Here is a 22,580-nt window from a genome sequence, read left to right as displayed (position 1 = left end):
TCAGACAAACCGGTCGCTACCCTGAACCAGTTGGGTGCAGAGGTACGATTGCTTGAGTTTTTCCAGCCACCAGCCCAATGCACGACCGTCATGATCGCCGCGCCAGCCGGCATACAGAATGTTCGGTTCGCGCGGGTCGGCCATCTGTTTTTCGACCAGGGTGCCGTTTTTCAATAACGAGCCCACCCGGTGCCGGGGCAGCCAGCCGACGCCCAGCCCATCGCATTGAGCCAGGACTTTTGCGCGCATGGTCGGTACCGCGAGCACTGGTTGGCCGCCAGAGACGCCGTAGGTGCTGCCCTCCGTGACCCTTGAAGAATCGGCCACGACAATCGCTCGGTGCTGCGCCACCATCGCCCGTGAAATAGGCTCTTTGGCCTTGGCCAGTGGGTGTTTGGGAGACACTGCGAACACCCACTCCATTTCCCCCAATTGCATCCAGCGCAGGGTCGGGATCGCCGGCGGCTCGTTGGTGGCGCCGATGATCAAGTCCGCACGGCCTTCTCGCAGGGCTTCCCAAACGCCTTTGAGCACCTCCTGCGTGATGCGCAGCGGTACGCCGGATTCCAGCGCGTCGAATTCGTGGATCACTGGTATCAAGGCTTCGAATTCAAGCAATTCGTCGGTGACAATCCATAACCGGCTTTCCCAGCCGTTGGCCACTTGCTGGACTCGCTGGGTCAGCCGGGACACGTCCTGCATCAACCGCGCCGCTTCGTTCACCAGCAACTCGCCAGCCGGGGTGAGCTGCAAGCGGTAACGACGGCGATCGAAGAGCAACGCGTCGAAGCGCTCCTCCAGTTGCCGCGCAGCGTAGGACACGGTCGACGGCGCCTTGCCCAAGTGAGCGGCGGCCCGCGACAGGCTGCCGGTCTCGCGGATGGCCTGGAGCAGACTCAGGTCTTCAATCGACAACATGGACTCAATCCTCGGCGCTTGTTTCAGGCGGCCCGGCGCAATTTCCACAGCCTGATCAGCCGAAGATAGACCAGCACGTTGATAGCCAGCACTACGCTGCCCAGCGTCAACTGAATCGCGGGCGTCAGGCCAGCCGGGTAAATGACCGGCCACACGTAGTGTTCGATAAAGCCGCCCCCGTAGCCGTTTTGCCCGGCCGCCTGGCGCATGAGATTTTCCCACTGGGTCAGCGGGCAGGTCAGGTGCAAGACTTCAACCGTCACGCCCCACGCGGCGGCGGGCAGGTGCGCCCAGATCAGCGACCGCCATTTGAGCACCAGCAGCCCGCCGAACAGCACGAACAGAATGAACAACAGATGAAACAGCACCAGCCCGTCGGCGGCGATCCGGTAAAGCATGTCGCCTCCCTGACCTGTCATGCGAATCACTTCATGGTACTCGGGCGTCGGCGGCGGCTCTATGGGTTCCAGGAGTTCAACGAAAATCAGCAAACTCGGCGCGCATCCGGCCGTTGTGTTTGGCCCGATAGAGCAACTTGTCGACTTGCTCGATGAACTCCAGTGCGGTCGCTTGCAGCGGGGCGACGGTGGTGCCGACGCCCAGGCTCACGCTCAATAGCGGCGAAGCCGGCGAAAACTCATGAAGAATGTGTTGCTGGCGAATCAGGTGCAGGCATTTGCGAGCCACCAGCCGTGCGGACTCGGCATCGGTTTCCGGGAGCAGCCAGACGAATTCTTCGCCGCCGATCCGGGCAATGAAATCACGCGGTCGATTGGCTGCCAGCGACAACGTCTGGGCCACCTGACGCAGGCATTCGTCACCTTTGATGTGTCCATAGTGATCGTTGAATTGCTTGAAATAGTCGATGTCCATGATCAGCAACGAAAGCGGCAGGCCCGTGCGCTGGGCATTGCCCCATTCGCGCTCCATCACGGTGTCGAACATGCGCCGGTTGGCAATACCGGTGAGGCCGTCCTGGAAGGAATACTCTTCGAGTTGCTTCTGCAGCCGGCTCAAATGCTCTTCGGTTTTCTTGCGCTCGCTGATGTCGAACATGAAGCCCACCAGCGCTTCCACTTCACCGTCCTTGCGCACCACGTGCACCACGTCGCGAATCCACACGTAGTCGCCTTGTTGAGTCAGCGCCCGATAATCCGCCTCATGATCGACCCCTGCGCGCGATTGCGAGACGCAGAACTCCACCACGTAATCCCGATCGTCCGGGTGCATGCGCTCGACCCAGTCGTTGACCGTCGCCCAACTGTCTTGCTTCCAGCCCAACAGCGCTTCGATCTGCGGGCCTATGTAGCTGAACGTCATGGTGTTCCAGTCGATCCGCCAAGGAATTGCATTGGTTGACTCAAGCAGGGTTTTATAGACATCACTATCGGGTTCGACTGAGCTCATGCAGGGCCTGGCCTCAAGGAAAAATGCAGCGCCATCATGTTGCTACTATCGAGGCGAATCAAGCGCCCAGCCGATGAATGGAACAGCTTTGCTGTCTACGCTCTCAGCACTGGTGCGCAAGATTGTTCAAGCCTTCCGGCGCGACTGCTGGCAAAGTCTCGGGTCTTTCACTGGTTGTAGGGCGTTATGTCTAATTTACTCATGCCGCGCAGTGCCTTTCTGCGTGGCGCCGCGGCGATCATGCCGCTGTCCCTGGCCACCGCGCCATGGGGCTTGCTGGCCGGGTCCATGGCCATTGAGGCCAACCTCACGCCGCTGCAAGGGCAGGGGCTGTCGAGCATCGTGTTTGCCGGCGCCGCGCAGTTGGTCGCCATCGGCATGCTCAAGGGCGGTGCCGGGATCTTTTCGATTTTGCTGACTACCGTATTGCTGACGTCACAGCATTTGCTTTATGGCATGAGCATGCGGTCGGTGATTTCGCCGTTGCCGGGGCGTTGGCGGGTGGGGCTGGGCTTTTTGCTCACCGACGAACTGTTTGCCCTCACCAGTCAGCACGATAAACAGCAATTCAATCGCTGGTACGCGCTGGGGGTCGGGCTGACGTTTTATATCGCCTGGAACCTGTTCACCCTGGCAGGCATCGTGCTGGGCAGCAGCATTCCGGGATTGGAGCATTTGGGGCTGGACTTCTCCATCGCCGCCACCTTCATCGCGTTGATCACGCCGGTGGTGCGCAGCGTGCCCACCGTGGTGTGTGTCGCGGTGTCGCTGTTCTGCTCGGTGTTGTTCAGCTACTGGCAATGGGGTTCGGCGCTGGTGCTGTCCGGATTGGCGGGCATGACCGCGGGCTTTATCTGCAACAAACTCTACAGGGGGCGCGCAGCATGATGGTGTGGGCGGTGATTATCGGAATGGGCGTACTGGTATTTCTCAACCGCTACGTGTTTCTCGAACCCCGGTTGCCGGTGCGCCTGAGCAGCAATGCCCGGCAATTCCTCGGTTTCGCCGTACCGGGAATGTTGACCGCGATCTGCGGGCCGATTGTGTTCATGCCCGACAAACAGCTGAACTTGCAGTGGGACAACCCCTACCTGATCAGTTCGCTGGTGGCGGTGGGGCTGGTGCTTTACACCCGCAACACCTTGCTCAGCATGCTGTTGAGCATGGGTTTTTTCTTCTTGCTGCGCTGGTGGCTCTGAATCGAGCGCTCGAATTTGTTCTAAGCTTAATAAGTCCCTTCACAGGAAGAGAGGTGCGCATGGCCAATGATCCCAAACGTCCGGACCCGGATGAAGAGATGGATGAACCCACGGAAGAAGACATCGAACGTGAGAACCCTCCGCCCCAGACCTGGAAGCATGACGACAGTCGAGAGTTGTCGGAGCGTGATATAGAAATGCCATTAAAGCCCTGAGAGGGTAACGCATACAGAGAGCCCCGCTATCAAGCGGGGCTTTTCTTTGGGCGATTGTTAAGCTGCTACAGAATTTGCGTTATCGCAGAAATTGCTTAGCGGTCCACAATTTCTGCGTCAAATAAGCTTTTTTATCAATGCGCTACTCTGGTTTCTGACATTGCCGACGGCTTTGTCGACCCTGTACCACTCGAATATTTCGCTGGTTTCACCCTGTAAAAGCACTATCTGTTCGGCGCGTTCTTTTGGGGTGGCCGGGTCGAGCCATTCACGCGCCAGTTCCGCTGACAACACCACCGGCCTGCGGTCATGAATGTCTAGCATGCCGCCTGCGCTGTCCGCCGTGATGATGACAAAACCGTCGTCGCCGCGCGGCTCGTTGCCAGAACCGGGAAACTGGCCAATGGACGCGCAGTAACTCGGTGCGCCGTCCCGTCGGCGAATCAGCCATGGCACACGCGTCGAATCGCCTGCATCGACCCATTCAAACCAGTTGTCGATCGGCACAATCGCGCGGTGTGGCCAGATCGCCCGGAAGAACGGGCCATGAGCGACTTTCTCCACCCGCGCATTGATCGGCGCCGCGCGATCTTTCGCCCAGTCCGGGCGCCACCCCCAGCGCACCGGATCGGCGTGCAACCCGTCAGGCTCAAGGTGCAACAGGGCGAGTTGGGTGGTGGGTGCCGCGTTGTAGCGGGCCAGGGGTTCATCCCCGACGTGATTGATCATCGCATCGGGAATGCTCAGCACGGCGACAAAATCGTGAATGCCACGGTACTGCGACAGTCGTCCACACATCGGCTGACCCTGCGGTGGAAAGCTGTGACGGGAATGTTCAGCTTAGCTGCCAGCCAGCGGAAAACTGTTGGGCTTCATCCATGGCAGCGAGGCGAGCGGTTGCGATCTTCGCCCCATTCGTACCGTCCAGCACGGTGTAAAACCTAGATCAAAATCATCTTAGACAAGCAGGGGCTGTCGCTTGACAGGACCGTTTAAAGTCATATAACTTCAAATCGTATACTTTCTACCGAGTGGAGAAGCTGATGACACGTCTAAGAGTTCTTTTCGCATCTACCGCAGCAGCCCTAGGGCTTTCTTTGGCAATTTCTGCACCGGTACAGGCCGATACCTTGTCGAAAATTCGTGAGCGCGGAGTGCTTGTCTGTGGTGTGCATCCTGGCCTGGTCGGGTTTGGTGCGCCCAGCAGTACGGGTGATTGGCAGGGGTTTGATGCGGATTTCTGCAAAGCATTTGCGGCAGCGATTTTCGAGAAGCCCAAGGTCAAGTTTGTCCCGCTGTCCGATCAGGCACGTTTTACGGCGCTGCAGAATGGAGAAGTCGATGTCCTCTCCCGAAACAGCACCTGGACCCTGACGCGCGATACCACAATGGGCTTGCAATTTCCGGTAGTGGACTTCTTCGACGGGCAAGGCTTTTTGATCAACAAGAAGCTGGGCGTCACTAAAGCGTCAGAGCTCGATGGCGCTACGGTCTGTATCCAGCAGGGCACAACAAGCGAGTATGTGGTTCGCAACTTCTTCGACAAGCTGAAGATCAGTTTCAAGCCTGTGGTGATCGAAAGCGGGACTGAATTCTTCTCGGCATTCTTCGCAAGTCGCTGTGATGTGATCACCAGCGATGTGTCGCAGCTGGCGGTTATTCGGCTCAACTCGGGCAAACCTGAAAACTACGTCATCCTTCCTGATGTGATCTCGAAATCGCCAATGGGTCCCGTCGTCCGAGGCGATGACAAGCACTTTGCAGACATCGTCAAGTGGACCGTTTTTGCAACCTTTACTGCAGAAGAACTCGGTATCACCAAAGAAAACGTTAAACAAATGCTCACCAGTAACAACGAAGACATCCGGCGCCTTTTGGGTGTAACGCCAGGCGTGGGGGCGGGGCTGGGCCTCAAGGATGACTGGGTTATCAATGTCATCTCCGCTGTAGGCAACTACAAGGAAATCTTCGAGCGCAACGTAGGTGCAAATACTCCCTTGCAGATGAAGCGTGGACAGAACTCCCTGTGGTCGGACGGTGGTCTGCTATACGCCCCACTTTTCTGATCCGTGATGAGAATGGCTCAAACGCCACATAGATGGCGAATCAGAAACGAGAGGTGAAGGTCATGTCGGCAAGAGATGGCGCAGTTAAACACCAACACCGGGCAGTCACGATGTTGGTCCAGCTTGTAGTACTCACGGTAGTCGTGATTGCGGTTTGGTATTTCGGACACGTGATCAACGAGCGCCTTACACAGAAAGGGATCAATACCGGATTCGGCTTTTTGTGGACTCGCGCCGGCTTCGACCTCAGCGAAAGCATGATCGCTTTCAGCGGTGACAAGTCATATGCGTACGCCTTGCTCGCGGGGTTTTCGAACACGCTGAAAGTGGCGCTCTGCTCCATTGTGTTCTCCGTGCTGCTCGGGGTATTGGCGGCATTGGCTCAGTTGTCCAAATTCGGCCTGGCCAGGCGAATTGCCAAAGTGTATGTCTCGACGATCCGTAATACGCCGCTGCTGTTGCAGTTGTTCTTCTGGTTCGCTGTTTTTACTTACGGTTTACCGGTAGTTCGGGAGGCTCTGGAGCCGGTACCGGGTGTGTTCATCAGTAATCGCGGGATCAATTTCCCGTGGCCGAACCCCTTCGCATTGACGGCGATCGTCGCGATCTTTTGCACCGTCGTGGCGTTCATCTTGAGAAGCGTGAGGACCGGTGGCAGCACACTAAAGAATCCAGGAGCCTTGCTGATATTCCTCAGCCTGATTGCTGTTGTGAGCAGCGCCTACGCCCTGTGGTCCGGGCAAGTGACATTTGAATGGCCCACAGCAAGCAAGTTCTCAATCGGCGGCGGCGGGCACTTTTCGCCCGAGTTCATGAGTATGTTCATTGGGCTTTCTGTGTACACGGGCACTTATATAGCCGAAGCGATCCGTGGTGCCGTGCAGTCCATTGCTCAGGGACAGATTGCAGCAGGTTATGCACTGGGCCTGACGCACTTTGGTGTGCTGCGTTACATCGTGATGCCACAAGCCTTCCGGATCGCGATGCCGGCGGTGGTCAGTGAACTACTGAACCTGATGAAAAACAGTTCGCTCGGTGTTGCCGTGGGATATCCGGAATTGGTCTCGGCGGGAAATACCGCCATGAATCAAACCGGGCAGGCCATCGAGTTGATCAGCATTTTCATGCTGGTTTACGTGACGGTAAACATTATTACGACGCGGGTAATCGGTCTGTGGGAGAAACATTATGTCTGGTGATCTGAATAATGGTGCCCAAGTATCGATTGTCGCACCCTTGACGCTAATCAAGCGCCTGAAAGGCCTGGGCTCAGGTTTGCCAAGCCGGTTTGTGTTCGGCGCATTGTTTCTCTGGGGCGTCGTTTTGGTTGGCCCTGGTATCTTCAAATGGTTGTTGCTTGATGCAACCTTTAGCGGCGATGCCGCGTTATGCCACCAGAACGGCGGCGCCTGTTGGGCGTTCATCGGCACCAAGCTAAATCTCATTCTGTTCGGGGCCTATCCTCCCGAGTCGCTTTGGCGTCCGATCACCTTCATTGCCTTGATCGTCGGGGTTGCGCTCTGGTGTTTGTTTCGGGTCCGTCATCACACATTGGCCATCGTGCTGTGGGTGCTGGCCGCGTTGATTGGTTATCTATTGATGAGCGGTGGACTGTTCGGTCTTGAGTCAGTAGATCGTGCGCGTTGGGGTGGACTCCCCATCACCCTGCTGATCAGCATTGCCGGTCTGGTGTGCGCGTTCCCTTTGGGCGTGCTGCTGGCGCTGGGTTGTCGGTCGGAAATGCCGCTTATCTCTGTTCCGTGTCGGCTTTATGTCGATCTCATTCGCAGTGTTCCGGCGATCACTATTGTCTTCATGACCTTTGCGATCATTCCGTTGATACTTCCGGACGAGCTTATTTTCGACAAGCTTTTTCGGGCAGGTATTGGTCTCTCGTTATTTACCGCCGCTTACTTTTCCGAAGCCTTGCGCGGTGCCCTGCAAGCACTTTCAGTCGGTCAACGCCAAGCGTCGGCAAGTCTGGGGTTCGGGTACTGGGGCAGCCATGCCTACGTCATTTTGCCGCAAGTCATCGCCCAGTCGCTGCAACCGATTGCCAACATAGCCATCGCGTTCGTCAAGAACAGCTCACTGTTGATGATCATCGGACTTTTCGATTTGCTGGGGTCGGCAAGATCAAGCCTTTATGACGAAAACTGGCAAGGCTTCTATAAAGAGCTTTATCTGTTTGTCGGCGTTATCTACTTCGTTATCTGCATGTATATCCAACACTACGTCGCGTCGATTGAACGTGAACGTAGGGCCCGCCTGTATCAATAATGGATACCTCCATGAAAGAAATAATAGAAGTACCGTTTTTATCTGATGCGCTCAGACGTTTGAATACACCGACCTCGTTGCTGATTCGCTCGGGATCGATGCTCTATACCTGTGGTCTGCCGCCGCTCGATCCACTGACCGGCAATATTGTCCGGGGCACGATTGTTGAACAGACTCACGCGGTATTGCGGGTGATGAAAGTTGTTCTTGAGTCGGCGGGATCGTGCCTCGATAACGTTGTGAAAACCACGATCTTTGTCACGGACCCCTCGATGATGGATGAGGTGAATACCGTGTATCGCAAGTATTTCCCTGAAAATCCACCCGTCCGGTCTTTTGTTGCAGTCAAACCCTGGCCGTTTCCGTTTGATATTGAAATTGATGTAGTTGCCTGTCTTTAGAAATCGGTTGTGCTGGGTCGTATTTTGTAAGAAATAACAGCTCTCCTTGTAGCTATAAGTTACGCGCTTCGTTGTTTTAATGTTTATACCCATGAACTCGTATTGAGTCGTCTCGACGTTTTAGATTTTCTGTCTGGTGCTCTATAAAGGAATGTATTCGATGAAAAATGACATTGCCATATTGGATGCAATTCAAGTGGCCAAACTGATCGGTCGGATTGATGTGGTGTCCGTAATGCGTCGTATGTTCCTGGCGTTGGGACAGGAAAAGGCTGTGCAACCTCCACAACTGCGCAATCCGTTTCCCAACGGGCAAGGCAACTTTATCAGCTACCTTGGAACGCTTGCCGAGGAGCGGGTCTTTGGTGCAAAGCTCTCGCCCTATATCCCGCGTCCGGAAGGAGCCTTGGTGACAGCCTGGACGTTGATGATGTCGATGGATGACGGTCAACCTCGCTTGCTCTGTGATTCGGGGCAACTGACGGCTGAGCGAACAGCGGGCACGACAGCGCTCGCCATAGATTTACTTGCGCCCGTACATAGCAGCAAACTGGCCGTAGTAGGAGTGGGGCGGCTGGGGCAAGCGCATGTCCGGCATGTCTCGGCACTGCGCGAGTGGGGGGATATCAGGTTGTACTCACCCAACATTGACTCTCTACCAGTGTCCGAGCAGCAGGCACTACGAGACCTCGATCCGCGCGTCAGCATTCATACCGAACTCGCCAGTGCTGTCGATGATGCGGATGTCATCCTGCTGTGCACCTCGGCCGGTCAAACGGTGCTTGACCCTGCTGTGCTCAAAAAGCCAGCGCTGATCACGTCCATTTGCACCAATGCACCACTGGCGCACGAAGTACCACCTGAATCGCTGCTGAACATGAGTGTTTATTGCGATTACCGGGTGACGACGCCTGATAGTGCAGGGGAAATGCGCTTGGCAAAAGACCAGCATGGCTGGTTGCCCGAGAGTATCTACGGGGATTTGCCCGAACTTCTGACGGGCGTTGCCCGACTGCCCGATCCCGATCGTCATACATTCTTTCGCTCGATCGGATTGGGTTTGGAGGATATCGCCATTGCCAATGAGCTTTATCAGTTGCATATGAAGAACAACTGAGTAGAGGTTCAGAAGTCGTTCTACACATGTCAGCGTAATAATAAGCCGGGGGATGGAAACATCCTCCGGCTTTTTATTTGGCCAAGATTTGAGAACACCACCTGGCTATAGTTGAGGCATGATGATTGTTGTGATGGGGCCGCAGGTGAACTAATCGGGGACTGTCCCCGGTTTACGTTACTCGGGAAATCCGGGAGGGTACCATGGCAGCTGTTACCGATACGCTGAAGCTGTTTCTCTCCGGCGACGTCATGACTGCCCGCGGCATCGACGCAGTACTGCCGCATCCTGGCGATCCGCGGCTTTACGAAGCTTACGTCAAGAATGCCGGCGATTACGTCCGGCTGGCAGAACGAGTCAATGGCTCGATTCCCCGCCCAGTCGATTTCACCTATGTCTGGGGCGCTGCGCTGGATGAGTTCGAACTTCGCCAGCCACACGCACGCATCATCAATCTGGAAACTGCGGTGTCCCGCCGCGGACGACCGGAGCCAAAGGGCATCAATTACCGCATGAGTCCGGAGAACTTCCCGGCCATCAGCGCAGCCGGCATTGACTGCTGCGTGCTGGCCAACAACCATGTGCTGGACTGGGGGGCAGCCGGCTTGGCCGATACGCTAGATACCCTGGCGAGCAATGGTATGTGCAGCGCCGGCGCCGGGCACAACCGGCAATCTGCCGAAGCGCCCGCCGTGTTGCTGCAGCCTGGCGGGCGGCGCTTGCTGGTGTTTGGCCTCGGCGCACCCGACAGCGGCATTGCGTCGGACTGGGCCGCCACGGATAAGGGCGCGGGCGTCGCGCGGCTGGAGGACCTGTCGACGCAAAGCCTGCGCCATGTGGCCAAACGGATTCTAGAGGGCAAAAAACCGCGGGATCTGGTGGTCGCCTCCATTCACTGGGGCGGCAACTGGGGATTCGATATCCCGCGCGAGCAGCTCTGGTTCGCCCATGCCTTAATCGACGAGGCCGGAGTTGACGTGGTGCACGGGCATTCCTCGCACCACGTCAAAGGCATCGAGGTGTACCGCGAACGCCTGATTCTCTATGGCTGCGGTGACCTTCTGAACGATTACGAAGGCATCGAGGGCTACACAGCCTTTCGCGGCGACCTGGGGCTTCTATACTTTGCCTCGCTGGACCCGGGCGGGCACCTGCAGTCGCTGGACTTGGTACCCACCCGCCTGTGTCGCTTTCGCATCTGTCGCGCCGAAGGAGATGACCGTCAATGGCTGCACGACACCCTTTCTCGCGAGTGCGCACGCTTGGGCAGTAGTATCCAGCCGGGCGCGAATAATGCCTTTGAGTTGCATTGGTGAGCCCCCTTGGCGTCTCCGCGTGATCAATGTTGCAGGATTTTTGAGAGGAAGTCCTTGGCACGCGGAGAGCGTTCTTCGGGAGAGCCAAAGAATTCTTCTTTTTTACAGTCTTCAATGATTTTTCCCGCGTCCATGAAAATCACACGGTCACTGACCTTCCTGGCAAAGCCCATTTCGTGGGTGACGCACATCATGGTCATCCCCTCGTTTGCCAGCTTTATCATGACGTCTAGAACCTCTCCGACCATTTCCGGGTCCAGGGCCGAGGTAGGTTCGTCAAACAGCATCACGATCGGGTCCATCGATAATGCACGAGCAATTGCCACACGCTGTTGCTGGCCACCCGAGAGTTGTCCTGGAAACTTGTCTTTGTGGGCGCTCAGGCCAACACGATCGAGCATCTTCAAGCCACGTTTGAGCGCCTCGTCCTGGCCACGGCCCAGTACCTTCATTTGGGCAAGCGTCAGGTTTTGCGTCACGGACAAGTGTGGAAACAGCTCGAAGTGTTGAAACACCATACCGACCCGGCTGCGTAGCTTGGGTAGATTGGTTTTCGGGTCCGAAAGGCTGATACCGTCGACGACAATTTCGCCTTTCTGGAAGGGCTCCAGTGCGTTTACCGTTTTGATGAGCGTTGATTTTCCAGAGCCAGAAGGGCCGCACACGACGACGACTTCACTCTTTTGTATTGCGGTAGTGCACTCGCTCAGTACCTGAAAGTTACCGTACCACTTGGAAACATTTTTTATGTTGATCACGGTGGTTGTCCTGATGTGGTTACAGATGGCGCAAAAGGGCGAGGACCTGATCGCAAACGGCTTACCGGGTGTATCAGCCCCTTCCTACTGTAGAAAGTATACGATTTAAAATTCGCCAACAACAAAAAAACGATGAATGAGGCTCGCCTTCAGATGAATGGGGTAGGAGGCTGAGGTACTTCAGCACGGGTGGGCGATGCTGAGGAGTGTCGTCCTTGTTCGATTTCGTTTAATCGTATACGGTTGCAGATATGCTGTTTTTGTTGCTCGTATCTGCCAAACCCAGACACGCCTTTAAATCGCTCCTAGCCACTTAGTGTCATATGTCTAACCAATCACCACTGAAATACATTGCAGGTCTGATCCCGTTGGCCCGTGTGTCCGCGCCTCAGTTTGTTGCGGCCGTCATCAGGGAAGCCATCGTCACCGGCGCGCTTTCCGGTAGCGAGCCTCTGCGTCAGGACCTGATCGCTACCGAACTCAACACCAGCAAGGTGCCGGTTCGCGAAGCGTTACGCGAGCTTGAAGGGCAGGGGCTTGTCCAGTTCCTGCCAAATCGGGGCTTTATGGTGACGCAGCCCTCCTTGCATGAAATGAATGAGTGCTTTGAGTTACGGGCGGTTTTAGAGCCGCTGGCTGTTCGCCATTCGGTACCGCTCTCGACACCCGAGCAGCTTGATGCTGTCGAACGCATCATCGATGAGTTCGAGAAAGTTCACGATCCTATTTTGAGCAGTCAATGGAACCTCTCGCTTCATACGGCGCTTTATGCGCCTGCACGAATGAAGCATCTGGAAAATATGATCATCCGCGCGCACACCGTCGCGCAGCGATATACGCATATCTACATGCAGCTGCGCTCAGCAGGAATTGATAGCCAGGACGAGCATCGAGCGATCCTCGCGGCGTACCGGGCTAAAGATGTAGAGGCGGCGGTTGCTTTGATGACAAAGCATGTCAAGCAGGCGTCGGATGAGGCGGCTGAGTACTTGCGGGACCACTTTGAGTAAAGCTGATCGGGACTTTGACGACGGTTGAGTCAGTTTAAATAAGAAGGTGCCTGCGCACCTTCTTTTCCATGCCGCGATACAGGCACCGGTGAAGCTGATTGGTGTGTCGCGGCAGAATCCGGACACCATCGCCTTGCTCGGAGCTGGCGACTGCACCGATCATCGACCACTCGTTCCAGCAGGCCTTGGCGCAGTAAGCGAGGAGGGTGGGCGGCGGAACCAAACACTGTGTACCCTGATCCAACCTCGGCCCGCGAAACTGGCGGGCCGGCGAAGGATGAACGGGCGAAGGATTTTTGCCATTTGATGAGTTGACCGTCACGGTCTGATCCAAGGCAAAACATGAAACAGTTGTACAAAGTGTTCTGCGCACTCGCCATCGCCGTCGGGCTGGCAGGCTGCATCGCCGCACCCATCGAACTGACCCCGCAGACGGAACAACGTCTACAGGCGCAGGCACCGATTCGTTTTCTGCTGACCTACGACGACGGTCCCAGCGCTTCGAGTTTCTGGAACCCCACCGCGACCGTGCTCGACAGCCTGAAGGACAATCCTCTGCAGCCGAACATCAAAGCGGTGTTTTTCGTGCAGACCGGCGCGCCAAGGGCCGGCGACAGTGATATCGGGCGCGAGCTCATGCATCGCGAACATGCAGAAGGACAGGTGCTGGGATTTCACACGGCTACCCACTGGCACACCAATCATCGCTCGCTGAGCCCGCAAGAACTGGAACAGGCGCTGAGCAAAGGCAGTGCAGACATCGCGGCCATCACCGGTGCGCCGCCGACCCTGGTTCGTCCGCCATTCTGGAACTACGACAAACGCGTCTTCGCCGCTTATCAGCAGCACGGCATGCATGTATTGCTGACCGATTTAAGCGCCAATGACGGCAAAATCTGGGGCTTCAACGCCAGCCCCCGGCGTCGGTCTCATATGCTGCGCTCGATGTCTGAAGTGCGTGAGCGCATCGCGCTGGGTGAGTTGCCGACCGTGGATGGAGTGATTCCGGTGGTGGTGACCTTCCACGACCTCAATCGCTACACCGCCCGACACACCCGGGAATACCTGCAAATCCTGATCGACAGCGCCAAGGCCACCGGCGTGCCACTGGCGCAAAAACCGTTTTATGACGATCACGACGCCGTGCTGCGCGCGGCGATGGCGCGCACCGTCAAGGACAGTTCGCAGCCAGTAGAACTGCCGGGTTTCTGGAACTGGTTCTGGGACAAAAATTCCCATTAAAACCTCGCCTGCGGTTGCAGCTCTTCGATCACCTTCAAACAATGATTCAACCCCGGTGAGACATCGCCCACGCGCCGACTGAGAATGATCGGCGACGTGGCGTTGTCTTCCAGCAACGGGGTGAAGCCAATGTCGTCGCGGTGCAGCAGCTGCACCGAGGCCGGCACCAGCGTGACGCCGATCCCGGCCCCTACCAGACCGATTGCCGTTTGCAGTTCATTGGTCCATTGCGCCACGTGAATGCTCACGCCATAGGACTCGAACAGCGCAATCACATGGTCGGCATAGCTGGGGCGCGGATTGCCCGGGTACAGCACAAAGGGTTCTTTGGACAGTTGGCGAAGGCTGACCGGCCCGGCCAGCAGGGGATGGCCGGCGGGCAGGGCGGCGACCAGCCGGTCTTCGGTGAGCACCGTTTGAATGATGGCCGGGTCGTCGATGCGAATTCGCCCGAAACCGATATCGATACGTCCGGCCTTGAGTGCTTGCACTTGTTGCAGCGTGGTCATCTCCGACAGCCCCAACTCAAGCTCCAGAGGCTCGCCGCTGCGCAGACGGCGGATCAGTTCCGGCAGCACCCCGTAAAGGGTCGAAGGCGCAAAGCCGATGCCCAGCCAGGTCTTTTCCCCCAGGCCGATCCGCCGCGTGTTGTCGCAAACTTTGTTCAGTTGTTCGAGCAGGGCGGTGGAGTGCTCATGGAAAAACCGCCCAGCCTCCGTCAGCTTCAGCGGCCGGCCACGCTCCAGCAACAACACCCCGAGTTCGTCTTCCAGTTGCTGAATCTGCCGGCTAAGCGGCGGTTGAGCGATGTGCAGCAGTTCGGCGGCGCGGGTGAAATTCAGGGTTTGGGCCAACACCTGAAAATACCGCAGGTGACGCAGTTCCATGGGGCCTCCGGGTGTTTGTCGGTTGCATACCTTAAAGGTATCAAGTCAGACTAATTCTATATTGGCTTCCCGAAAAAAGCCGTACGAGAATCGGTTCCAGAACTTTAAGAACCTGACGGGTATCGACATGTGTGCAACAGCCATTGAATCGATCGAGACGATCATCGTCGATCTGCCGACCATCCGCCCGCACAAGCTGGCGATGCACACCATGCAGAATCAGACCCTGGTGATCATCCGTGTGCGCTGCGCCGATGGCATTGAAGGGATCGGTGAATCCACCACCATCGGTGGCCTGGCCTATGGCAACGAAAGCCCGGACAGCATCAAGACCAACATCGACAAGCACTTTGCGCCGCTGCTGATCGGCCAGGACAGCGGCAATGTGAATGCCGCCATGTTGCGTCTGGAACGCAGCATTCGCGGCAATACCTTTGCCAAATCCGGGATCGAAACCGCGTTGCTCGACGCCCAGGGCAAGCGCCTCGGCCTGCCGGTCAGCGAGTTGCTGGGCGGGCGTGTCCGTGATGCGTTGCCGGTGGCCTGGACCCTCGCTAGCGGCGACACTGAAAAGGACATCGCCGAAGCGGAAAAAATGCTCGACCTGCGCCGCCATCGAATCTTCAAGCTGAAAATCGGTGCCGGTGAAGTCAACCGCGACCTGGGCCACGTCATTGCGATCAAAAAAGCCCTGGGCGATCGCGCCAGCGTGCGGGTCGATGTCAATCAGGCCTGGGACGAAGCGGTCGCGTTGCGCGCTTGCCGGATCCTCGGCACCAACGGCATCGACCTGATCGAACAGCCGATCTCGCGCAACAACCGCGCCGGCATGGCGCGTCTGAATGCGATGAGCCCGGCGCCGATCATGGCCGACGAGTCCATCGAATGCGTGGAAGACGCCTTTAACCTGGCGCGCGAAGGGGCTGCGTCGGTGTTTGCCTTGAAGATCGCCAAGAACGGCGGCCCCCGCGCCGTGTTGCGCACTGCCGCGATTGCCGAAGCAGCCGGCATCGCCCTGTACGGCGGCACCATGCTGGAAGGCGGCCTCGGCACGATGGCCTCGGCGCATGCCTTTATCACCCTGAACAAACTGGCCTGGGACACCGAACTGTTCGGTCCCTTGCTGCTGACCGAAGACATTCTCAGCGAGCCGCTGGTTTATCGCGATTTCGAGTTGCATGTCCCGCAAACACCGGGCCTGGGCCTGAGTCTGGATGAAGAACGCCTGGCGTTTTTCCGTCGCGACAAAACATCCACTTCCGTTCATCAAGCCTGAGGAGAGATCATGCTATTCCACGTAAAAATGACCGTGAATCTACCGGTCGACATGAACCCCGAAGTCGCCGCCAAGCTGAAGGCTGACGAGAAAGCCCTGGCCCAGCGCCTGCAAGAGCAGGGCAAGTGGCGCCACCTGTGGCGCATCGCCGGGCACTATGCCAACTACAGCGTATTCGATGTCGACAGCGTTCAAGAACTGCATGACCTGCTGATGCAACTGCCGCTGTTTCCGTACATGGCGATCGAGATCGACGCGATGTGCCGGCATCCTTCTTCGATTCGCGACGATGACCGCTGAGCCCAGCCTGCTCAGTTCGCTACGCTAATAATTACAAGATGAGGAACCCAACAAAATGAACGTCAAGATCTCCCACACTGCCGAAGTCCAGAAGTTTCTCGAAGAGGCCAGCGGCCTGCACAACGATGCCGGCAATCCGCGGGCCAAGGCCCTGATCTACCGCATCCTGCGTGATTCGGTAAACATCATCGAAGACCTCGCCGTGACCCCGGAAGAGTTCTGGAGAGCCGTTAACTACCTTAACGTACTGGGCGCGCGTCAGGAGGCCGGGCTGATCGTCGCCGGGCTCGGTCTGGAGCATTACCTCGACCTGCTGATGGACGCCGAAGACGAACAAGCCGGTAAATCCGGCGGCACGCCACGCACCATCGAAGGCCCGCTGTACGTGGCCGGTGCGCCGTTGTCCGAAGGCGAAGCGCGTCTCGATGATGGTCTCGATCCGGGTGTGACGCTGTTCATGCAAGGGCGCGTGTTCAACACCGCCGGCGAACCCCTGGCCGGTGCCGTGGTAGATGTCTGGCACGCCAACACCGGTGGCACTTACTCGTACTTCGATACCACGCAATCGGAATTCAACCTGCGCCGCCGGATCGTCACCGATGCCGAAGGTCGCTATCGTTTCCGCAGCATCGTGCCGTCGGGTTATGGCTGCCCGCCGGACGGTCCGACCCAGCAACTGCTCGATCAACTGGGCCGTCACGGCCAACGCCCGGCTCACGTGCACTTCTTTATCTCGGCGCCGGATCATCGCCACCTGACGACCCAGATCAACCTCGATGGCGATCAATACCTGCACGACGATTTCGCCTACGCCACCCGTGATGAGTTGATCGCCAAAATCACTTTCAGCGACGATCAACAACGCGCAGCGGCGTATGGTGTCAGCGGCCGGTTTGCCGAAATCGAATTCGATTTCACCTTGCAGTCCACGGCGCAACCTGAAGAACAGCAGCGCCACGAACGGGTTCGTGCGCTGGAAGACTGATCGCACAATCCTGTGGGAGCGAGCCTGCTCGCGATAGCGGTTTAACATTCAACATCTATGTTGATTGGCACTCCGCTTTCGCGAGCAGGCTCGCTCCCACATGGGCTTCGGTCAACTGTCCGGAAATGTCTCAGGCGCCTGACGTGCTGTTCTAGAATGGACCGACGCAACTCATAACAACAATGAGAGTGACCCGATGATGCACGCGCAACTGTTGAGTCAGCGCAGCAGAGTATTCGACCATGCCGACCCTTATGCGGTATCGGGTTACGTCAATCAGCATGTCGGCAACCATTGCATCCTGATGCCCAAGGTCGGTCGCCCCTTGGCCAGCCTCGATCACCGCAAGTTCGCCAGCCTGGACCTGTGCCGCATCAGTTACGGCGCCAGCGTGCGGGTGACGTCGGGCGCACTCGACAGCATTTATCATCTGCAAGTGCTGCTGCGGGGCAACTGTCTGTCGCGTGGACGAGGTCAGGAGCATTACTTCGCGCCGGGTGAGTTGCTGCTGATCAACCCCGACGAACCGGTCGATCTGACCTATTCCGACGATTGCGAAAAATTCATCCTCAAAGTCCCCACCCGGCTGTTTGAATCCGTATGTGATGAACAGCGCTGGCGTTATCCGGGGCAGGGCGTGCGGTTCCTGGAGAACCGTTACCAGCTCGATGAACTGGAAGGTTTTGTCAGCTTGCTGGCGATGATTTGCCAGGAAGCCGAAGCCACCGAGCAGATCCCCCGCGTGCAGGAACACTACGCGCAGATTATCGTCAGCAAGATGCTCAGCCTGATGAAAACCAACGTTATCCGCAGTAGCCTGGGTTCGCCCACGTTCGAGGTGATTGCCGATTACATCGCACGCCACCTCAAGCAAGACATCGACGGTGAAGAACTGGCGCGCCAGGCGCGGATGAGTCTGCGTTCGTTGTATGGGTTGTTCGAGCGCAACGCGGGAATGTCACCGCAAAACTACATCCGGCAGAAGAAGCTCGAGCGCATCAACCTGTGCCTGAGCGACCCGACGTGCAACGTGCGCAACGTCACCGAAGTGGCCATGGATTATGGCTTCCTGCACCTTGGCCGGTTCTCCGACAGCTACCGCAAACAGTTCGGCGAACTGCCCTCCGACACCCTCAAACGCCGGCACTGACCCGCCACACATCCCTGTAGCAGCTGTCGAGCCTGCGAGGCTGCGTTCGAGTGCGTAGCGCTCGCCTGGGAACTACGCGGTCTGCCTGAAACTCCGTGCGAACCCATTTGCGAGCGCTACGCACTCGAACGCAGCCTCGCAGGCTCGACAGCTGCTACAGGTCCCACCCAGTCTGCAGTAAACGGATACAGGTCTGCACCCAACGGATAGTCCGCCTCATCCCCCCGTCCTAGCATGGCCCTGCCTGATAAAAACAATGGAGGCGGCGGCCATGTCCCTGCGACCCGAATACCTTCACTCCCTGCTTGAAGATGACAAAGACACCGGCGTCTACCGCTGCAAGCGCGAGATGTTCACCGACCCACGGTTGTTCGATCTGGAGATGAAACACATCTTCGAAGGCAACTGGCTGTACCTGGCCCACGAGAGCCAGATCCCCAACGTCAACGATTTCTACACCACCACCATGGGGCGCCAGTCGATCTTCATCGCGCGCAACAAGGAGGGTGTGCTCAACGCCTTCATCAACGCTTGCAGTCATCGCGGTGCGACGCTGTGCCGGCACAAGACCGGTAACAAAAGCTCCTACACTTGCCCGTTCCACGGCTGGACCTTCAACAACTCCGGCAAGTTGCTCAAGGTCAAGGATCCGGCAGCGGCCGGCTACCCGGCGAGCTTCAACTGCGAAGGCTCTCACGACCTGACCAAAGTCGCGCGGTTCGAGTCCTATCGCGGTTTCCTGTTTGGCAGCCTGAACGCCGACGTGGTGCCGCTGGTTGAGCATCTCGGCGAGTCCGCCAAGATCATCGACATGATCGTCGACCAGTCCGCCGATGGCCTGGAAGTGCTGCGCGGGTCTTCGAGCTACATCTACGAAGGCAACTGGAAACTCACCGCCGAAAACGGCGCCGATGGTTACCACGTAAGCTCCGTGCACTGGAATTACGCGGCTACGCAAAACCAGCGCAAACAACGTGATGCCGGCGACAGCAATCCGACCATGAGCGCCGGCACCTGGGCCAAGCAGGGCGGCGGTTTCTATTCCTTCGACAAGGGCCACATGCTGCTCTGGACGCGCTGGTCCAACCCCGAAGATCGCCCGCTGTATGAACGTCGCGACGAATTGGCCCGAGACTTTGGGCAGGCCCGCGCCGACTGGATGATCGAGAACTCACGCAACCTGTGCCTGTACCCGAACGTGTACCTGATGGACCAGTTCAGCTCGCAGATCCGCATCGCGCGGCCGATCTCAGTCAACCGCACGGAAATCACCATTTACTGCATCGCCCCCAAAGGCGAAAGCGACCACGCCCGTTCCAGCCGGATTCGCCAGTACGAGGATTTTTTCAACGTCAGCGGCATGGCCACCCCGGACGATCTGGAAGAGTTTCGCTCGTGCCAGACCAGCTATCAGGGCAGCGTCACCACCTGGAATGACATGTCCCGCGGGGCCGAGCACTGGGTCGAGGGCGCCGATGAGGCGGCTAAAGAAATCGACCTGCATCCGCTGCTCAGCGGTGTGCGCACCGAGGACGAAGGCCTGTTTGTGCTGCAACACAAGTATTGGCAGCAAGCCATGCTCAAGGCGTTGGCCGCTGAACAGCCCGAATTGATTGCCGTGGAGGCCGTGCAATGACCATCACCTATGAAGCCGTGCGCGACTTTCTTTACCGCGAAGCACGCTACCTCGACGACAAGCAATGGGACGAGTGGCTGGAACTGTACGCCGTCGATGCCTCGTTCTGGATGCCGTCCTGGGACGACAACGACGAGTTGACCGAAGACCCGCAGCGGGAAATCTCGCTGATCTGGTACGGCAACCGCACGGGCCTGGAAGACCGCATCTTCCGCATCAAGACCGAGCGCTCCAGCGCAAGCATTCCGGACACCCGGACCTCGCACAACCTCAGCAACATCGAGTTGCTCGAACAAGCGGATGGTCTGTGCAAGGTGCGCTTCAACTGGCACACCCTGAGCTTTCGCTACAAAACCGTCGACAGCTATTTCGGCAGCAGCTTCTACACCCTCGATGTGCGTGGTGAAAACCCGCTGATCAAGGCCAAGAAAGTGATCCTGAAGAACGATTACGTTCGCCAGGTCATTGATGTCTACCACTTGTGAGGCGGCCGTCATGACGCATTCCATTGCATTCAATTTTGAAGACGGTGTCACCCGGTTCATCGACGCCAATGTCGGCGAAACCGTGGCCGATGCTGCGTATCGCCAGGGCATCAACATCCCGCTGGATTGCCGCGACGGCGCGTGCGGCACCTGTAAATGCTTTGCCGAGGCCGGTCGTTATGATTTGGGCGAGGAGTACATCGAAGACGCGCTCAGCGCCGAAGAAGCCGAGCAGGGGTATGTCCTGACTTGTCAGATGCGCGCCCAGAGCGATTGCGTGGTGCGAGTGCCGGCGTCCTCCGACGTTTGCCGCACACGCCAGGCCAGTTACGACGCGACAATCAGTGCTGTGCGGCAGCTGTCCGACAGCACCATCGCGCTGTCGATCAAGGGCGAAGCGCTGAACACACTGGCGTTCCTGCCGGGGCAATACGTCAACCTCGGGGTTCCCGGTAGCGAGCAGACCCGCGCCTATTCGTTCAGCTCGTTGCAGCGCGACGGTGAGGTCAGTTTCCTGATCCGCAACGTGCCTGGCGGTCTGATGAGCAGTTTCCTGACCGGCATGGCCAAGGCGGGCGACCGCATGAACCTGGCCGGGCCGTTGGGCAGCTTCTATCTGCGCGACATTCGCCGTCCGTTGTTGCTGCTGGCCGGCGGCACGGGGTTGGCGCCGTTCACGGCAATGCTGGAAAAAATCGCCGAGCAGGGCAGCGAACATCCGCTGCATTTGATCTACGGCGTGACCAACGATTTTGATCTGGTGGAACTTGATCGGCTTGAAGCCTTCGCCGCACGCATCCCGAATTTCAGCTTCAGTGCCTGCGTGGCCAGCCCCGACAGTCAGCATCCGCTCAAGGGTTACGTGACTCAGCACATCGAACCCCGGCATTTGAACGAGGGCGACGTCGACGTCTACCTGTGCGGCCCGCCGCCGATGGTCGAGGCTGTCAGTCAGTTCATTCGCGAGCAAGGCGTGGCGCCTGCGAACTTTTACTACGAGAAATTTGCCGCCAGCGCGGCCTGAGTCGGGAGCGAGCCTGCTCGCGAAGAGAGCGGAACATTCAACGGTGATGTCGCCTGTCAGACCGCTTTCGCGAGCAGGCTCACTCCCACAGGTCAGTGTTTTTTACGAGGTGCACATGAACAGATTTCACGAAAAAGTCGCGCTGATTACCGGGGCGGCGCAAGGCATCGGGCGGCGGGTGGCCGAGCGCATGGCTGCTGAAGGTGCGCAGTTGATTCTGGTCGACCGCTCCGAGCATGTGTTCGAGCTGCAGCAACAATTGGGGCAGAGCAACCAGGTACTGGCCCTGACCGCCGATCTTGAGCAGTACAGCGAATGCAGCCGGGTAATGCGCGCCGCCGTCGAGCGTTTCGGGCGTCTCGACGTGTTGGTCAACAATGTCGGCGGCACGATCTGGGCCAAGCCATTTGAGCATTATGAAGCGCAACAGATCGAAGCCGAGGTCCGCCGTTCGCTGTTCCCGACGTTGTGGTGCTGTCATGCGGCGCTGCCGATCATGCTGGCGCAGGGGAGTGGCGCCATCGTTAACGTCTCGTCCATCGCCACGCGCAGTATCAATCGCGTGCCCTATGGCGCGGCGAAGGGTGGGGTGAATGCCCTGACGGCCTGCCTGGCCTTCGAAACCGCCGGCCGTGGCGTACGGGTCAATGCGACCGCACCCGGCGGCACCGAAGCGCCGCCTCGGGTCATTGCACGCAACGATGCCGAGCAAAGCGCGGAAGAAAAGGTCTGGTATCAGCAGATCGTCGAGCAGACGCTCGACAGCAGTTTGATGAGGCGCTATGGCACGCTGGATGAGCAGGCGGGCGCTATTCTGTTTCTGGCCAGCGACGAAGCGTCGTACATCACTGGCATGATCATGCCGGTCGGCGGTGGTGATCAGGGCTGACGCTCACTGAAAACAACCC

General features: G+C 57.8%; 25 protein-coding genes and 1 pseudogene. 20 read left to right on the top strand and 6 right to left on the bottom strand.

The features are described 5' to 3' along the window. From KGB06_RS00400 to KGB06_RS00390, 3 genes are all read right to left on the bottom strand, one after another. Window positions 1-918: a LysR family transcriptional regulator gene (locus KGB06_RS00400; protein ID WP_223511166.1), complete on the bottom strand. Its 918-nt coding sequence runs from the start codon at window positions 916-918 to the stop codon at window positions 1-3. A 23-nt stretch (window positions 919-941) separates the two neighbouring features. After that, entirely contained in the window at window positions 942-1,316 is a 375-nt protein-coding gene (locus KGB06_RS00395) for a DUF2784 domain-containing protein (protein ID WP_223511266.1), read from the bottom strand. A 76-nt stretch (window positions 1,317-1,392) separates the two neighbouring features. Then, window positions 1,393-2,325: a sensor domain-containing diguanylate cyclase gene (locus KGB06_RS00390; protein ID WP_223511165.1), complete on the bottom strand. Its 933-nt coding sequence runs from the start codon at window positions 2,323-2,325 to the stop codon at window positions 1,393-1,395. Between the two features lie 186 nt (window positions 2,326-2,511). On the opposite strand from KGB06_RS00390, the gene KGB06_RS00385 reads away from it, so the two are divergent. The 3 genes from KGB06_RS00385 to KGB06_RS00375 are packed head-to-tail and all read left to right on the top strand — an operon-like array spanning window position 2,512 to window position 3,739. Next, on the top strand, window positions 2,512-3,213 hold the full coding sequence (locus tag KGB06_RS00385) for an AzlC family ABC transporter permease (RefSeq protein WP_223511164.1): 702 nt from the start codon (window positions 2,512-2,514) through the stop codon (window positions 3,211-3,213). Next, a complete protein-coding gene (locus tag KGB06_RS00380; RefSeq protein WP_162830874.1) occupies window positions 3,213-3,524 on the top strand; it encodes an AzlD domain-containing protein in 312 nt (103 codons plus the stop codon). The genes KGB06_RS00385 and KGB06_RS00380 overlap by 1 nt, the downstream gene beginning before the upstream one ends. A gap of 59 nt (window positions 3,525-3,583) precedes the next feature. Beyond that, window positions 3,584-3,739 (top strand): hypothetical protein, encoded by a 156-nt coding sequence (locus KGB06_RS00375; protein WP_223511163.1) that lies wholly within the window; start codon window positions 3,584-3,586, stop codon window positions 3,737-3,739. 117 nt (window positions 3,740-3,856) lie between these two features. On the opposite strand, the gene KGB06_RS00370 is transcribed toward KGB06_RS00375, so the two are convergent. Continuing rightward, window positions 3,857-4,537: an SOS response-associated peptidase family protein gene (locus KGB06_RS00370; RefSeq protein WP_223511162.1), complete on the bottom strand. Its 681-nt coding sequence runs from the start codon at window positions 4,535-4,537 to the stop codon at window positions 3,857-3,859. A 245-nt stretch (window positions 4,538-4,782) separates the two neighbouring features. On the opposite strand from KGB06_RS00370, the gene KGB06_RS00365 reads away from it, so the two are divergent. The 6 genes from KGB06_RS00365 to KGB06_RS00340 all read left to right on the top strand — a co-directional run bounded on the left by KGB06_RS00365 (window position 4,783) and on the right by KGB06_RS00340 (window position 10,919). Next, complete coding sequence (locus KGB06_RS00365) at window positions 4,783-5,805, top strand: amino acid ABC transporter substrate-binding protein (protein WP_223511161.1); 1,023 nt, start codon at window positions 4,783-4,785, stop codon at window positions 5,803-5,805. A gap of 62 nt (window positions 5,806-5,867) precedes the next feature. After that, window positions 5,868-7,004: an ABC transporter permease subunit gene (locus KGB06_RS00360; protein WP_223511160.1), complete on the top strand. Its 1,137-nt coding sequence runs from the start codon at window positions 5,868-5,870 to the stop codon at window positions 7,002-7,004. Beyond that, complete coding sequence (locus tag KGB06_RS00355; protein ID WP_223511159.1) at window positions 6,994-8,085, top strand: amino acid ABC transporter permease; 1,092 nt, start codon at window positions 6,994-6,996, stop codon at window positions 8,083-8,085. Before KGB06_RS00360 ends, KGB06_RS00355 begins: the two co-directional genes overlap by 11 nt. A gap of 11 nt (window positions 8,086-8,096) precedes the next feature. Then, window positions 8,097-8,486, top strand: coding sequence for a RidA family protein (locus KGB06_RS00350; RefSeq protein WP_223511158.1), 390 nt, complete (start codon window positions 8,097-8,099; stop codon window positions 8,484-8,486). A gap of 160 nt (window positions 8,487-8,646) precedes the next feature. Next, the gene (locus tag KGB06_RS00345) at window positions 8,647-9,603 is read left to right on the top strand and encodes an ornithine cyclodeaminase family protein (protein ID WP_223511157.1); all 957 of its coding nucleotides are present in this window, start codon (window positions 8,647-8,649) and stop codon (window positions 9,601-9,603) included. A 203-nt stretch (window positions 9,604-9,806) separates the two neighbouring features. Beyond that, window positions 9,807-10,919 (top strand): CapA family protein, encoded by a 1,113-nt coding sequence (locus tag KGB06_RS00340; protein WP_223511156.1) that lies wholly within the window; start codon window positions 9,807-9,809, stop codon window positions 10,917-10,919. A 23-nt stretch (window positions 10,920-10,942) separates the two neighbouring features. Here the strand turns inward: KGB06_RS00340 and KGB06_RS00335 are convergent, their stop codons facing one another. Beyond that, window positions 10,943-11,677: an amino acid ABC transporter ATP-binding protein gene (locus KGB06_RS00335; RefSeq protein ID WP_223511155.1), complete on the bottom strand. Its 735-nt coding sequence runs from the start codon at window positions 11,675-11,677 to the stop codon at window positions 10,943-10,945. A gap of 323 nt (window positions 11,678-12,000) precedes the next feature. Here KGB06_RS00335 and KGB06_RS00330 point away from each other — a divergent pair, with 323 nt between their 5' ends. The 3 genes and pseudogenes from KGB06_RS00330 to KGB06_RS00320 all read left to right on the top strand — a co-directional run bounded on the left by KGB06_RS00330 (window position 12,001) and on the right by KGB06_RS00320 (window position 13,929). Further along, window positions 12,001-12,687: a GntR family transcriptional regulator gene (locus KGB06_RS00330; RefSeq protein WP_223511154.1), complete on the top strand. Its 687-nt coding sequence runs from the start codon at window positions 12,001-12,003 to the stop codon at window positions 12,685-12,687. 61 nt (window positions 12,688-12,748) lie between these two features. Further along, window positions 12,749-12,826: pseudogene (locus KGB06_RS00325) on the top strand (hypothetical protein); the annotation flags it as partial. Between the two features lie 203 nt (window positions 12,827-13,029). Continuing rightward, a complete protein-coding gene (locus KGB06_RS00320) occupies window positions 13,030-13,929 on the top strand; it encodes a polysaccharide deacetylase family protein (protein ID WP_223511153.1) in 900 nt (299 codons plus the stop codon). Here KGB06_RS00320 and KGB06_RS00315 read toward each other — a convergent pair. Next, window positions 13,926-14,816 carry a LysR family transcriptional regulator gene (locus KGB06_RS00315; protein WP_223511152.1) on the bottom strand — a complete coding sequence of 297 codons (891 nt, stop codon included), beginning with the start codon at window positions 14,814-14,816 and terminating at the stop codon, window positions 13,926-13,928. The genes KGB06_RS00320 and KGB06_RS00315 overlap by 4 nt on opposite strands. A gap of 127 nt (window positions 14,817-14,943) precedes the next feature. On the opposite strand from KGB06_RS00315, the gene KGB06_RS00310 reads away from it, so the two are divergent. From KGB06_RS00310 to KGB06_RS00275, 8 genes are all read left to right on the top strand, one after another. After that, window positions 14,944-16,092 (top strand): muconate cycloisomerase family protein, encoded by a 1,149-nt coding sequence (locus tag KGB06_RS00310; RefSeq protein WP_223511151.1) that lies wholly within the window; start codon window positions 14,944-14,946, stop codon window positions 16,090-16,092. A 9-nt stretch (window positions 16,093-16,101) separates the two neighbouring features. Next, window positions 16,102-16,392: a muconolactone Delta-isomerase gene (gene catC, locus KGB06_RS00305; protein ID WP_057715472.1), complete on the top strand. Its 291-nt coding sequence runs from the start codon at window positions 16,102-16,104 to the stop codon at window positions 16,390-16,392. Between the two features lie 55 nt (window positions 16,393-16,447). Next, the gene (gene catA / locus KGB06_RS00300) at window positions 16,448-17,377 is read left to right on the top strand and encodes a catechol 1,2-dioxygenase (RefSeq protein WP_223511150.1); all 930 of its coding nucleotides are present in this window, start codon (window positions 16,448-16,450) and stop codon (window positions 17,375-17,377) included. A 196-nt stretch (window positions 17,378-17,573) separates the two neighbouring features. Next, complete coding sequence (locus tag KGB06_RS00295) at window positions 17,574-18,527, top strand: AraC family transcriptional regulator (protein WP_317849296.1); 954 nt, start codon at window positions 17,574-17,576, stop codon at window positions 18,525-18,527. A gap of 271 nt (window positions 18,528-18,798) precedes the next feature. Beyond that, window positions 18,799-20,163 carry a benzoate 1,2-dioxygenase large subunit gene (benA, locus tag KGB06_RS00290; protein ID WP_223511149.1) on the top strand — a complete coding sequence of 455 codons (1,365 nt, stop codon included), beginning with the start codon at window positions 18,799-18,801 and terminating at the stop codon, window positions 20,161-20,163. Further along, window positions 20,160-20,648 (top strand): benzoate 1,2-dioxygenase small subunit, encoded by a 489-nt coding sequence (gene benB, locus KGB06_RS00285; protein ID WP_007944753.1) that lies wholly within the window; start codon window positions 20,160-20,162, stop codon window positions 20,646-20,648. Before benA ends, benB begins: the two co-directional genes overlap by 4 nt. 10 nt (window positions 20,649-20,658) lie before the next feature. Further along, window positions 20,659-21,672, top strand: coding sequence for a benzoate 1,2-dioxygenase electron transfer component BenC (benC, locus tag KGB06_RS00280; RefSeq protein ID WP_223511148.1), 1,014 nt, complete (start codon window positions 20,659-20,661; stop codon window positions 21,670-21,672). Between the two features lie 115 nt (window positions 21,673-21,787). Continuing rightward, window positions 21,788-22,561: a 1,6-dihydroxycyclohexa-2,4-diene-1-carboxylate dehydrogenase gene (locus KGB06_RS00275; RefSeq protein WP_223511147.1), complete on the top strand. Its 774-nt coding sequence runs from the start codon at window positions 21,788-21,790 to the stop codon at window positions 22,559-22,561. Window positions 22,562-22,580 lie beyond the last annotated feature (19 nt).

The sequence above is a fragment of the Pseudomonas sp. GL-B-19 genome, assembly GCF_019956415.1.
In the GTDB taxonomy this organism is placed as follows: domain Bacteria; phylum Pseudomonadota; class Gammaproteobacteria; order Pseudomonadales; family Pseudomonadaceae; genus Aquipseudomonas.
This window is presented reverse-complemented; position numbering and strand designations above follow the sequence as displayed.